This window comes from Streptomyces sp. NBC_01750 (assembly GCF_035918095.1).
Lineage (GTDB): Bacteria > Actinomycetota > Actinomycetes > Streptomycetales > Streptomycetaceae > Streptomyces.
On the sequence record NZ_CP109137.1, the window covers coordinates 1,529,328 to 1,542,328 of the forward strand.

Genomic DNA, 13,001 nt, shown 5'->3' on the forward strand with positions numbered 1-13,001 from the left:
GGAGGCGTCCTCGGGAGCGCGTTGTCCGGATCCGCAGCCCGGTTCCCGGAGCCCCGTGACCTCGGACGGAGCTACGGCGGCGGCATCCGCCGTGCGCACCTCGGCCCTGACCGGGCGCGCACCCGTGCCCCCCGAGGCATCCGGAACCCAGGCGTCACCGTGGCGACCTGCCCCGGCATCCACGCCCGCCGCAGCCACGCGCCGACCACCGGCAGTCACAACCCCGGTTCCCCGCGTCCCGGCTTCGGTTCCCCGCTCGGCCTCACTCCGCCCCGCACCGGCGGGGCCGGAGAGCTCCGCAAACCCGCGCGGCACGGCGTCGCCGCCCACCCCCGTCCGCCCCCGGGACCCCGCCGGACACGCACCCGCGCACCCCGGGGCGTCCCCCGCGTCCGCTTCGGTGTGCTGCGGGCCCGGCTCGTCCACGACCGCGGTGCTCGGGCCGGCCGTCATGCCGCCACGCCCTCTCCACGTGCCCGCTCGCGTACCGGCGGGGCGTCGTGTGCCGACAGGAACGCCGACACCGACCGTTGCCAGTCGAAGAGCTCGGCCCGCGCCCTGGCCGCCGCGCGGCGGTCGGCTTCCGTGCGGGTCAGCAGTCCCTGTACGGCATCCGCGAAAGCTGCCGGAGTGTCCTTGGCAGCCGCTCCCGCGTCCCCGATGACCTCCGGCAACGCCGACGACGCGCTCGCGACCACCGGGGTGCCGCAGGCCAGCGCTTCCAGGGCCGACAGGCCGAACGTCTCCGCGGGCCCCGGCGCCAGGCAGAGGTCCGCCGCGGCCTGCAGGTCGGACACCGTTTCGCGGTCGCCGACATAGCCGAGGAAGACCGCCGGCAGCCCTTCCGCACGGGCCCGGCGCTCGAGCGCGGTCCGCAGCGGACCGTCGCCCGCGACCACCAGCGCGGCCCGTACGCCCCGCTTCCGCAGCTCGGTCAGCGCGTCCAGGGCCATTCCCGGGCGCTTCTCCACCGACAACCGGGAGCAGAGCAGCAGAAGCACCTCGGCCCCGGCGGCGTACTTCGCGCGCAGGACCGTGCTGCGCCGGGTCGGCCTGCAGCGCAGCAGGTCCACGCCGAGCGGAGCGCGCACCACATTGCGCGCCCCGATGCGGACGAATTCCCGCTCCGCCCACTCCGTCGTGCACACGATGCGCGAATACGCCCACGCGGTACGGCGGTTGAGCCGGTCCGCGGTGCGCCCGGCGGCTCCCTCCGACAGCCCCCAGGTCCTCAGCACCCCGTCGGCCGTCTCGTGCGAGACCATCACGGAGGGGACGCGGTTGCGCCGCGCCCACTCCCCCGTCCACCGCAGGGTCGTGCGGTCGGAGACCTCGAGCCGGTCGGGCTCGATGGTCTCCAGGACCTGCCGCAGCCGCCGCCGGCCGGCCAGCACCCGGTAGCCGCCGGTGCCGGGAAGCTCCGGTCCTGGCAGGGTGATCACCCGGCCCTGTGGGGTGAGCCGATCGCTCTCCAGATCTCCGGGAACGATCAGCACAGGCTCGTGCCCCGCCGCGAGATAGCCCTTGCCGAGCTCGCCGAGCGCGGTGCGCAGGCCACCGGAGGACGGGGTGACGAAATTCGCCAGCCGTACGATTCGCAGCGCGCTCACGCCGCCACCGCCGTACGCGCGCCCAGCACCTCGGCGTAGTGGTCGAGCAGCAGGTCTCCGATGACGGACCAGGTCCTGCCCTCGACGGCGGCCCGTCCCGCGTGGCCGTAGGCGTCACGCAGCCCCGGGTCGGCCGCCAGGGTCGCGACCGCGGTCCGTACCGCGTACACATCCAGAGGTTCCACCAGCAACCCGGTACGCCCGTGGTCGACCAGATCGAGCGGTCCGCCCGCGGCGGGTGCGACGACCGGTATCCCGCTCGCCATGGCCTCCTGCACGGTCTGGCAGAAGGTCTCGTAAGGACCGGTGTGTGCGAAGACGTCGAGCGAGGCGAAGATCCGGGCGAGTTCGTCTCCGGTCCTGCGGCCGAGGAAGACGGCTCCGGGCAGCACGCCGCGCAGGGATGGCTCGCTGGGCCCGTCGCCGACGACCACGACCCGTACACCTGGCATACCGCAGACACCGGCGAGGAGCTCGACATGCTTCTCGGGAGCGAGCCGGCCGACATAGCCGACGATCAGTTCTCCGTCGGGGGCGAGGCTGCGCCGTAGCTCCTCGTCCCGCAGCTGCGGCCGGAATCGCGCGGCGTCGACGCCGCGCGGCCACAGCCGGACCCGCTCGACGCCGTGTCCCTCCAGATCGCGGAGGGCGGCGGTGGACGGCGCGAGTGTGCGGTCGGCGGCACTGTGTACGGCGCGGATGCGCCGCCAGGCGGCGCCCTCTCCCGCACCGACATAGGTACGGGCATAGCCCGCCAGGTCGGTCTGGTAGACGGCGACGGCCGGCAGGCCGAGCCGCGCCGCGGCCGCCATGCCGCGCACGCCGAGCACGAAGGGGCTGGCGAGGTGGACGAGATCCGCCCGGTGGGCGGCGATCGCCGCCGCCACCCGGCGGCTCGGCAGAGCCACCCGCACCTGCGGGTATCCGGGCAGTGGCAGGGAGGGGACGCGCACCACGGGGCAGGGCGCGCTCCATTCGGAGCTGTCGGCCCCGGCGACGGCCGGGGCAATGACGAGCGGGTCATGACCGCGTGCGGCGAGATGCCGGGCGGTCTGCAGGGCGCAGTGCGCCACACCATTGACGTCGGGCGGGAAGGATTCGGTGACGATGACGACACGCATACCCGAGTTGTCGTCGTGCTCGGGGTGGAGCGGCCAACGTGGATCTTTCCGCCCGTGAAACGTCCCATGAGCGTTTGTGACAGCGGCCCCGTCATCCCGGGGCAGACGGTTACACGGCGGGCATATCCGGGCCGATTCTGCTTCGTACCGCGGTCTGTACCTCGGCCTCCTCGGCCGGGTCCGCGGCCAGCCTGCGCAAGCGTTCCGCGACCCGCACATCGCCGGTCTCGGCGTGCAGGGCGGCGACTTCTCTCGTGGTCTCCTCGCAGTCCCACAGGCATTCGACGGCGAATCCGGTCGGGAACGAGGAGTCGGTGGCGGCGAGCGCGCGGGCCGCGCGCCCGCGCAGCTGAGAAGAAGCGGTCTCCCGGTACACATGACGCAGTACGGGTGCGGCGCAGCCGATGCCGAGCCGTCCCGCGCCGTCGACGAGTGTCCACAGCGGCGGTGCGTCGGGACCGTCGGCCCGTACCGTCTCGCGCAGGGCGCCCAGCACCAGCTTGGCGTCGGTGGCTCCGCCCCGGCAGGCGAGCACACCCGCCGCGGACGCCCCGAGCGCGTCGGGCCGGTGCACCCAGCCGCGCGCCCGGTCGACGGCCTCGTCGCCGCACATCCGCTCGAACGCGGAGACAGCGGCGTCGGCGACCTCACGAGAGCCACTGAGCGCCGCGGCCTCGATCAGGTCGAGTACGACGGGGTCCCGTGATTCGGCGAGATAGTGCAGGGCGGCGCAGCGCGCGCCGTCGGGTCCCTGACGTGCGGCTTCGACGATGAGCGGCCGGTCGTCGGGTCCGGCGACGGCGGACAGACAGCGGGCGGCGGGCACATGGAGAGCGCTGCCGCGCTCCAGGCCCTGCTCGGCCCAGTCGAAGACGGCCTGGACGCTCCATCCGGGCCGGGGCCCGGTGGGGCGCATCTGACGCTGCCAGCGGTCGAAGGAGCCTGCCTCCCGCGCTGCCCGCACACGGGCGCCGACGGCGTCCCGCGGGTCCTCCTCCCACAACCGCCACGGCCGCGGTTCGAAGGCGTCCCGTACGGCGACGGCCAGTTCGGCGTCACCCTCCGCAGTGGCCGGGAAACGAGCGAGCACCGACGTGGCCAGCGCCCGCAGCCCCGAGTCGTTGTCGCGCAGGGCGAGCTCATCGAGGGCCCAGGCCCAGTTGGCTCCGCTCGCGGCGTACCTGCGCAGCAGTGAGAGGGCGTCGCCCCTGCCGTACGAGGCGAGGTGCCCGAGCACCGCGAGCGCGAGGCCGGTCCTGGCCTCGTCGGTGTCGAGCTGGTCGTCGATGTCCCGGAGGTGCCGCTCGATCTCCTCGAGACTGCCGTGGAGATCGAGGTAGAGGCGTGCGTAGTACAGCGAGCGGTTCTCGACCTGCCAGTCGTGGCGGGGATCGTTCAGTACGCAGTGGTTGAGGGCCGCGAGCGCTTCGGCGCGCGGCGCGGCGAGTGCGTGCAGGGTGCCGTCACCGCGGCCTCTCTGCAGCAGGCCGAGCAGCGTACCGCTGGGCGCTATGACTGGATCGAACATGGGGAAAGCCTCACATCAAGCTGTCGACGCAACCGGGGGGTGGGGATGCCTAGGCCGCGCAGCAACATGCAGGAACGCCCGTCGTCTTCCGCTTGGTGTAGACCATCTTCGTCTGCCTCTCGTCTGTGGCCCCAGGGGAATTCCCGGATGAAGTCCGGGGTAGGGCCCGACGTCATGATGACCCACCCATTTCGCCACCGCGACCACATTTACGGCGTCCCTCTCCGCTGAGTCCCGGCGGAGTCCCGGCGGCCGCTCAATGGCCGCCGAACAGCTGCAAGAGGTCCGTCTTCCCAAACATCCGCGCGGTATCCATCGCGGACGGAGTGCCCGCCTCCGGATCTGCTCCGCCGGCCAGCAGGGCGCGGATGACGGCGTCCTCGCCCTTGAAGACGGCTCCGGCGAGCGGCGTCTGGCCTCGGTCGTTGGCCCGGTCCGGCTCCGCGCCGCGGGCGATGAGCGCCTCCACGGCGGCGGCGTGCCCGTGGTACGCGGCCAGCATGACGAGGGTGTCACCGCGGTCGTTGGTGAGGTTCGCCGGGACTCCGGCGTCGATGTACGCGGCGAGCGCCTCGGCCTCTCCCTGCCGCGCCAGATCGAAGACCTTGGTCGCGAGCTCGATCACCTCGGGATCCGGGGCTTCGCTCATCGGACGGACCGCCTTCCACTGCGTTGACCTGGGGCGCACGGCAGGAGCGCCCGTACGAGTGAATCGACAGGCTACTGCCCGCGCGGCGATACGACGCGGCCCGCCCGAGGCAGGGATCACCGCATGCGAGGCACTGTGCCGCGCAACCGAGCAGTGTGCCCCCCGGACGGTTCTCCGGCGTCCTCCAGTGCAGTGAAATACCGAGCATTTCACCCATTTGCACCTTTTGTCACATGAGTACTTCCTGTGAGCATGGAAGGACTCATGGTGACTGTCCCTCGACCAGGAGAACTCTCATGATCCTTTCATGCTCAGGCGTCGTGCTGCTCGGAGTCGTCGTCTTCCTGTTCGTCAGGAAGGACGGGCTCAAGGCGTCCCACGGATTCACGTGCGCGCTCTTCGGCTTCTTCATGGCCGGCACCGCCATCGCGCCCAGCGTCAAGGCAGGCACAGCGAGCCTTGCCAGCCTCCTGGGCGGGATCAGATTCTGACGCCCGCGCCCCACACAGCACCTCCAGCTCCATCAGCACCATCAGAAACTTCAGGAGACCGATGTGGCCCGGCGACCACTCCCCCGCATTCTCAGCAGCGGCAGCGCACAGCTCGCCCGGAGCCGCGAGATCGCGCGCACGGCCGCCGACAGCGCCACGGACGTCCTCCATCCGCTGATCACGGTCACCCGTGGTCTGCGGCAGCTGGTCATCACGACCCGGCACAGGTGGGCCGCCACCCCCAAGGATCGGCGTGGTCCCACGCTGTTCCTGGTCGCGGCCTGCGTCCTGGTGGTCGCGCTCATCCCGTACGGGCCACTGGTCGCCCTGATCTCGGTGATGGCCGGCGCCGCCTGGAAGGGCCGGGTGCGTACGCCGGTGAGGACCGGCCCCGACGAGGCGGAGACCGGTCGGCTCCAGGCGATCTACGAGGCGCTCGTGCCGTACTTCTCCGTCGCCGAGGACCCGGCTCCGCTCTTCGCCCACGGCGGTGAGTGGAGCAAGTCCTTCAGCGACTACGAATTCGACAGCAACGGGCGCCTCACCCGGCTGCGGGTGAAGTACCCCGGGTACTTCACCGACGGCGAGCCCGAGTCCCGGACCCGGATCGAGCAGCTGCTGCACGCCAAGTCCGGGCGCGGCCGCGAGTATCTCTTCAGCTGGGACGAGGAGGGCAACCAGCTCGTGATGAGCGTGCTCCCCGCGCTGCCCACATCCATCGCCGCCCAGCGTTTCGTCACCGTCCCCGGCGAGACCGTGCTGGGCTTCACCGACGCCGGTGCCGTGCAGCGCACCGTGCCGGTGACGGAAGGCGAGGAGACCAGGGACGCGCCGGGGGTCGTCTGGCGTACCGGCCCGCGTTCGAAGGAGCCGCATCTGCTGGTCGTGGGCGAGCCCGGCAGCGGCACCACGACCCTGCTGCGCTCGATCGCTCTCCAGGCCCTGCAGCACGGGGACGTGCTGATCATCGAGGGCAGCGGCACCGGTGAGTACGCCTGTCTGACGGGGCGGGCAGGGGTACTGGCTCAGGAGTGCGGGCTGGCCGGGGCGCTGGCGACGCTGGAGTGGGCGGCGCACGAGACCGAACGCCGGCTGATCGCCGCCAACCGTGCCCGGCAGGCCGGGCACCTGGCACCCGAGGACACCAAACGGCCCTTGTGGATCCTGATGGACCGGCCGAGCATCTTCGGTCATCTGGCGGCGGCCGACGGGCGCACCGATCCGCAGCAGCTGCTGCAGGTACCGCTGCGCCACGGCCGGGCGGTCCAGGTGACGGTTGTCGTGGCCGAGCAGTTCGACAGCCTGGACGCGCTCACCGAGGCCGTGCGGACGCATACGCGTGCCCGCGTGGTGCTGGGTCCTGCCACCTTCGAGCAGGTGGAGTCCGTGCTCGGCGTGGAGCCGCACACCACGCCGACGGCCGAAGTGCCGCCGGGCCGGGGCTACGCACGGCTCGGCACTGGGTCGGTGCTCAGACTGCAGGTGCCGGCGACCCCGGACCCGTACGACGAAACGACGACCGAGGCGCACCGGCAGGCCGTGCTGGAGCTGCTGCCGGAGAGACTGGAGCGAGTCGAAGCGGCGGCCCCGGATCCCGTACCGGCCGAGAGCTGACGTTCATCGACCGGCGGACATGGATCTCGTGCCGACGACCACCGGATGACAACTTCCGGATGACAACTGGCAGTTGGACGCCGACAGCTGCCGGATTGCGGTTTCTGTCAGGCAACGAATGTCCGCGGCGCCTCCGTGCCGGTGCTCGCGCCCGTCTCGACGAGCCGCGCGGCCGCCGCCAGCCGCGCCGCGGCCTCCTCCGCGACCGGCCCGCCGACCGTGAACGGCAGCCGTACGTAGCCCTCGAAGGCCCCGTCGACCCCGAACCGCGGCCCGGAAGGCACCCGCACCCCCACGCGCTCACCGACCTCGGCGAGCCGGGATCCTGACAGCCCTCCGGTGCGGACCCAGAGCGTCAGCCCGCCGCTCGGTACATCGAACTCCCAGTCCGGCAGCTCATGGCGGACCGCCGTGACCAGCGCGTCGCGGTTCTCGCGTGCCTGGGTGCGCCGGATGGCCACGGCCTCCTCCCAGCCCCCGGTCTGCATCAGCCAGTTGACCGCGAGCTGCTCCAGCACCGGAGTGCCCAGGTCCGCGTAGGCGCGCGCCGAGACCAGGGAGCGGATCACATCGGGGGCCGCGCGCACCCAACCGATGCGCATGCCGGCCCAGAAGGCCTTGCTGGCCGAGCCGACGGTCAGGACGGTGCTGCCCGCAGGGTCGAAGGCGCAGACGGGCCGTGGCATGTCGATGCCGTCGTCCAGGTGCAGCTCGGACATGGTCTCGTCGACGACGAGGACGGTGCCGGCCGAACGTGCGGCGTCCACGAGGCGGCGCCGCTGGTCCTCGTCGGCAAGCGCGCCGGTGGGGTTGTGGAAGTCGGCCACGACGTAGGCGAGCCTGGGCGCGGCGTCGCGCAGCACTTGCCGCCACCGGGGCAGATCCCACCCGGTCAGCCCCTCGGCCATGGCCACCGGCACAAGGCGGGCCCCGGCCTCGCGCATCAGCTGGAGGATGTTGGCGTAGGAGGGGGACTCGACGGCGATACGTTCGCCGCGCCCCGCGAAGAGGTGGCAGATGGCGTCGATGGCGCCCATCGCGCCGGTGGTGACCATGATCTGCTCGGGCATGGTGGGGATGCCGCGGCGGGTGTAACGGTCGGCGAGCATCTGGCGCAGGGCGGGCAGGCCGGCCGGGTAGTCGCCGTGGGTGTGCGCGTACGGAGGCAGTTCTTCGAGCGCTCCCTGGACGGCTCGGGTGAGCCAGGGTTCGGGCGCGGGCAGGGCGGCGCAGCCGAGGTCGATCATCGAGCCGAGCGATTCCGGCGGCAGTGGTTCCAGTCCGCGGGCGGGCAGGGGGTTCCCGGCGGGTACCGCGGTCCAGCTGCCCGCTCCCCTGCGGGACTCGAGGAAGCCTTCGGCCCGCAGCGCTTCGTAGGCCGCCGCGACGGTGGTGCGGCTGACGGAGAGGGCGAGGGCGAGTTCGCGTTCGGCGGGGAGCCGGGCGGCGACGGGCACACGGCCTTCGAGTACGAGGAGCCGGATGCCGTCGGCGAGAGCGCGGTAGGCGGGGGGCTTGCGGGTCCCTGGTCCGGCCGGGCGGGATTGCTGGGAGGTGAGCTGCCTGGCGAGCTGAGCCACGCCTACCGCTGAGGTCCACTGCGTCATGGAAGTCAGTCCACCTTCCTCGAATTGGCCATGGTTGCCATCTGTTCCGTAGCCACAGAGTGTCATGCGTCAGTCCACAACCACCAGAGGGGGCGCAATCGTGGCCGCGCATCTCACCCGCAGGCTGCTTTATCTGTACGTCGGTCTGGCTCTGTACGGGGTGAGTTCGGCGCTCCTCGTGCGCGGCGGGCTGGGGCTCGAGCCGTGGGGTGTGCTTCATCAGGGCCTGGCCGAGCGCACGGGGCTGACGATCGGTGTGGTGTCGATCATCGTCGGCGCCGCCGTTCTGCTGCTCTGGATTCCGATGAGGCAGCGGCCGGGTCTGGGCACGGTTTCGAATGTGCTGGTGATCGGGATCGCGATGGACGGCACGCTGGCGCTGGTGCCGGATGTCCAGGGGCTCGGGGCGCAGATTCCGGTGATGGTCTCAGGCATCCTGCTCAATGGCGTGGCCACGGGCCTGTACCTCTCGGCTCGCTTCGGGCCGGGTCCGCGGGACGGCCTGATGACCGGGCTGCACCGTCTTACGGGTCGCTCGGTCCGGCTGGTCCGCACGGCGATCGAGGTGGCTGTGGTCGCGACCGGCTTTGTGCTGGGCGGCTCGGTGGGCGTCGGCACGGTCGCCTACGCGTTGGCCATCGGGCCGCTGGCGCAGCTGTTCCTGCGCGTCTTCGCCATCTCGGAGCGGGACGGTGGCAGCACGGTGGTCGCCGGCGGGACACCGAAGCAGGCGATACTGCGGCAGTGACTCGCGTACACCACCCTTACCTGGACCATCCCTCGATACTCGCCTTCGCCCACCGAGGCGGGGCGGCCGACGGGATAGAGAACACCGCGGCCGCTTTCCGGCGGGCCGCGGATGTCGGCTACCGCTACTTCGAGACCGATGTGCACACCACCGCGGACGGGCGGCTGGTCGCCTTTCACGACGCGACGCTGGACCGGGTGACTGACGCGCGCGGCCGGATAGCGGCGCTGCCGTGGAGCGAGGTGCGGCAGGCGCGGGTGGCGGGCCGGGAGCCCTTGGCGCTGTTCGAGGAACTGCTGGAGGAGTTTCCCCAGGCGCGCTGGAATGTGGACATCAAGGCGGAGCCGGCGCTGGTCCCGCTGGTGGATCTGATTCGCAGGGCGGATGCCTGGGGCCGGGTGTGTGTCGGTTCCTTCTCGGAGGGCCGGGTGGCCAGGGCGATGCGTCTTGCCGGTCCGCGGCTGGCGACGTCATACGGGGTGCGGGGTGTGATGGCCCTGCGGCTGCGGTCCTACGGAATTCCGGCGGCGCTGCGGGCGGGGGCGGTGTGTGCTCAGGTCCCGGAGTCCCAGGGCGGTATCCGGGTGGTGGACCGGCGTTTCGTGCGGGCGGCGCACGATCGGGGTCTGCAGGTGCACGTCTGGACGGTGAATGAGGCGGATCGGATGGCAGCGCTCCTGGACCTCGGCGTGGATGGCATCATGACCGATCATCTGGAGACGTTGCGCACGGTACTGACCGACCGGGGAGTCTGGGTCTGAAACCCCGCGCGTCTGCACAACGGGACGAGCGAGGGGGCGCGGGGTGACAACCGACACCGCGGACCGGACGACCGGGGCGAGTGAGCGCAGACGCGAGCAACGCGGCTGGTATTTCTACGACTTCGCGTGCTCGGTCTATTCGACGAGTGTGCTGACGGTCTTCCTGGGGCCCTATCTGACCTCGGTGGCGAAAGCCGCGGCGGATGCCGAGGGCTTTGTGCATCCGCTGGGTGTGCCGGTGCGGGCGGGTTCCGTTTTCGCGTACGCGGTGTCCGTGTCGGTGGTGGTGGCGGTGCTGCTGATGCCGCTTGCGGGTGCGGCGGCCGACCGTACCGGCCGCAAGAAGCCGCTGTTGGCGGTGGCGGCGTATGTGGGTGCGACCGCGACGACGGGGATGTTCTTCCTGGACGGCGACCGGTACCTGCTGGGAGCTTTTCTGCTGATCGTCGCGAATGCGTCGCTGTCGGTGTCGATGGTGCTGTACAACGCGTATCTGCCGCAGATCGCGGAGCCGGACGAGCGCGATGCGGTGTCGTCGCGCGGCTGGGCGTTCGGCTATACGTCAGGCGCTCTGGTACTGGTGCTGAACCTCCTCGTGTACTCGGGTCACGAGACGCTCGGGCTTTCGGAGTCCGCAGCGGTGCGGATCTGTCTGGCCTCGGCGGGGCTGTGGTGGGGCGCCTTCACGCTGGTGCCCTTGCGGCGGCTGCGGGACCGGCGGGTGGCGCCGAGCGGTGAGGGCACCGTGGGTTCGGGGTGGCGGCAGTTGATGGCCACGTTGCGGGACATGCGCCGGCATCCGTTGACGCTGTCGTTCCTGCTGGCCTATCTGATCTACAACGACGGGGTCCAGACGGTCATCTCGCAGGCTTCGATCTACGGTTCCGAGGAGCTGGGTCTTGATCAGACGACGTTGATCACGGCAGTGCTGCTGGTGCAGGTGCTCGCGGTGGTGGGCGCGCTGGGCATGGGCCGACTGGCCAGAACGCATGGGGCCAAGCGGACGATTCTGGCTTCCCTGGCCGTCTGGACGCTGATTCTGGCGGCAGGGTACTTCCTGCCGGCCGGGGCGCCGGTCTGGTTCTTCGGTCTCGCGGGGGCGATCGGGCTGGTTCTGGGCGGTAGCCAGGCGCTGTCGCGGTCGTTGTTCTCACATCTGGTTCCGCGCGGCAAGGAGGCCGAGTATTTCTCGGCCTACGAGATGAGCGACCGCGGGCTGAGCTGGCTGGGGCCGCTGGTATTCGGGCTGGCATACCAGCTGACCGGCAGTTATCGGGAAGCGATCATCTCGTTGGTGATCTTCTTCGCGCTGGGATTCGTACTGCTGGCGCGGGTGCCGGTGCGGCGTGCCGTGGCGGCCGCGGGCAACCCCGTGCCGGACCGGATTTAGACGTTGAAGTGAAAGGCCGGTAGTGTACGCCTTTGGCCTGCCAGCCGGACCGTTACTGCGTGCTCAAGAAGTGAAATCACTGGGTGACACTTTCTGTCAGATGTGACAAAACGGGCACTGGTGGGTACAACAAGGGGCGGCACGACGGGCGACGCATGACCCGGAACGGGAATCTTTACCGCCGACCGGACGTTGACCGGATGACGACGACAGCGACACCTGTCCTGTGGGCGACAAGCCCGGGAGGCACGATTCATGAGTGAGCGAGCTCTCCGCGGTACGCGACTCGTGGTGACCAGCTACGAGACGGACCGCGGCATCGATCTGGCCCCGCGCCAGGCGGTGGAGTACGCATGCGAGAACGGCCATCGATTTGAGATGCCGTTCTCCGTAGAGGCGGACATTCCGCCGGAGTGGGAGTGCAAGGCGTGTGGCGCCCAGGCACTCCTGGTTGACGGCGACGGCCCCGAGGAGAAGAAGGGCAAGCCGGCGCGAACGCACTGGGACATGCTCATGGAGCGGCGCACCCGCGAGGAGCTGGAGGAAGTGCTGGCCGAGAGGCTGGCGGTCCTTCGCTCCGGCGCCATGAACATCGCTGTGCATCCGCGGGACAGCCGGAAGTCCGCCTGACCCCGTAACAACACCGCACTACCAGCACAACGCAAGATCAAGAGCCGCGGGCCGTGTCACACCGAGTGTGTGACACGGCCCGCGGCTCTGCTGTGTCCCGGATGCGCTCGCGTGCCCTCTCGTCGAAAGCCGGCGTGCTCTCCCGATGGCTCGCGGGCCGAAAGATCGCGTGTCTTCCCGGAGGAGGGGACGGCCACAGGTCAGGGGGTCAGCGGGGGCCTCTGGCCGTCGTCCTCGTAGCCCCGCGGCGGCTGCGTGGCGTCCTGCCGGATGACCTCGCCCTGGACGACTTTGCCGTCCGGGCGGTGGATGCGGGCCTGCTGGAAGGCATCGCCCAGACTGCCGGGCGCGGCGGCGCGCATACGGCGCTCCAGGGAACGCTCCGTGTGCCGCCCGAGCGCCGAGCGGACGGGCGGCAGCAGGAGCAGGAGGCCCGCCACGTCGGAGATCAGTCCCGGCAGCATGAGGAGCAGGCCACCGAGCATCAGGAAGCCGTTGCCGGTACTGCCGGTACTGCCGGTACTGCCGGTCCCGGACGCCGGGCTCATGCCGGCCTGTGCCTGCTGGAGGGTCTCGGTCAGATTGCGGAAGGCCCGGCGGCCGGCCCGCTTGATGACGACGGCGCCGCCGATGCCGCCGGCGACGAGCAGGGCGAGGACGGTGAGCCCGCCGGCCGCTCCGGCCACAAGGGTCAGCAGCCAGATCTCGAGCACCAGCCAGGCGGCGATGCCGAGCGGGACGAGGTTGCGGGCGCTCGAGCGCTTGCGGGCCGTCGGGGTAGGTGTGCCGGTCGTCATGCTCCCAGTGTGCCTGGACGCCCGCCGGAGCGGTGTAAGGGGGCGATCAGGAAGG

The 13,001-nt window shown here is 71.0% G+C and carries 12 protein-coding genes; 6 read left to right on the forward strand and 6 right to left on the reverse strand.

From position 1 onward, the window contains the following. Positions 1 to 449: 449 nt before the first annotated feature. The 4 genes from OG966_RS06750 to OG966_RS06765 all read right to left on the reverse strand — a co-directional run bounded on the left by OG966_RS06750 (position 450) and on the right by OG966_RS06765 (position 4,908). Positions 450 to 1,610, reverse strand: a complete 1,161-nt coding sequence (locus tag OG966_RS06750) for a glycosyltransferase (RefSeq protein ID WP_326648519.1) — start codon at positions 1,608 to 1,610, stop codon at positions 450 to 452. Beyond that, positions 1,607 to 2,731: a glycosyltransferase family 4 protein gene (locus OG966_RS06755; RefSeq protein WP_326648520.1), complete on the reverse strand. Its 1,125-nt coding sequence runs from the start codon at positions 2,729 to 2,731 to the stop codon at positions 1,607 to 1,609. The genes OG966_RS06750 and OG966_RS06755 overlap by 4 nt, the downstream gene beginning before the upstream one ends. A gap of 109 nt (positions 2,732 to 2,840) precedes the next feature. Next, positions 2,841 to 4,259, reverse strand: a complete 1,419-nt coding sequence (locus tag OG966_RS06760) for a HEAT repeat domain-containing protein (RefSeq protein ID WP_326648521.1) — start codon at positions 4,257 to 4,259, stop codon at positions 2,841 to 2,843. A gap of 256 nt (positions 4,260 to 4,515) precedes the next feature. After that, the gene (locus OG966_RS06765) at positions 4,516 to 4,908 is read right to left on the reverse strand and encodes an ankyrin repeat domain-containing protein (protein ID WP_326648522.1); all 393 of its coding nucleotides are present in this window, start codon (positions 4,906 to 4,908) and stop codon (positions 4,516 to 4,518) included. 296 nt (positions 4,909 to 5,204) lie between these two features. On the opposite strand from OG966_RS06765, the gene OG966_RS06770 reads away from it, so the two are divergent. Together OG966_RS06770 and OG966_RS06775 are read left to right on the forward strand one after the other, a co-directional pair. After that, complete coding sequence (locus OG966_RS06770; RefSeq protein ID WP_326648523.1) at positions 5,205 to 5,399, forward strand: hypothetical protein; 195 nt, start codon at positions 5,205 to 5,207, stop codon at positions 5,397 to 5,399. Between the two features lie 63 nt (positions 5,400 to 5,462). Next, a complete protein-coding gene (locus tag OG966_RS06775) occupies positions 5,463 to 7,013 on the forward strand; it encodes an ATP-binding protein (RefSeq protein WP_326648524.1) in 1,551 nt (516 codons plus the stop codon). Between the two features lie 107 nt (positions 7,014 to 7,120). Here OG966_RS06775 and OG966_RS06780 read toward each other — a convergent pair whose 3' ends face one another. Next, positions 7,121 to 8,620: an SCO1417 family MocR-like transcription factor gene (locus tag OG966_RS06780; protein ID WP_326648525.1), complete on the reverse strand. Its 1,500-nt coding sequence runs from the start codon at positions 8,618 to 8,620 to the stop codon at positions 7,121 to 7,123. Positions 8,621 to 8,684: 64 nt separating this feature from the next. Here OG966_RS06780 and yczE point away from each other — a divergent pair, with 64 nt between their 5' ends. From yczE to OG966_RS06800, 4 genes are all read left to right on the forward strand, one after another. Further along, a complete protein-coding gene (gene yczE / locus OG966_RS06785) occupies positions 8,685 to 9,368 on the forward strand; it encodes a membrane protein YczE (protein ID WP_326648526.1) in 684 nt (227 codons plus the stop codon). Then, entirely contained in the window at positions 9,365 to 10,129 is a 765-nt protein-coding gene (locus OG966_RS06790) for a glycerophosphodiester phosphodiesterase family protein (RefSeq protein ID WP_326648527.1), read from the forward strand. Before yczE ends, OG966_RS06790 begins: the two co-directional genes overlap by 4 nt. A gap of 43 nt (positions 10,130 to 10,172) precedes the next feature. Then, the gene (locus OG966_RS06795) at positions 10,173 to 11,519 is read left to right on the forward strand and encodes an MFS transporter (RefSeq protein ID WP_326648528.1); all 1,347 of its coding nucleotides are present in this window, start codon (positions 10,173 to 10,175) and stop codon (positions 11,517 to 11,519) included. Between the two features lie 255 nt (positions 11,520 to 11,774). Next, positions 11,775 to 12,149, forward strand: a complete 375-nt coding sequence (locus OG966_RS06800; RefSeq protein WP_161311542.1) for an RNA polymerase-binding protein RbpA — start codon at positions 11,775 to 11,777, stop codon at positions 12,147 to 12,149. A gap of 200 nt (positions 12,150 to 12,349) precedes the next feature. Here OG966_RS06800 and fxsA read toward each other — a convergent pair whose 3' ends face one another. Beyond that, a complete protein-coding gene (gene fxsA / locus OG966_RS06805) occupies positions 12,350 to 12,946 on the reverse strand; it encodes an FxsA family membrane protein (RefSeq protein WP_326648529.1) in 597 nt (198 codons plus the stop codon). Positions 12,947 to 13,001 lie beyond the last annotated feature (55 nt).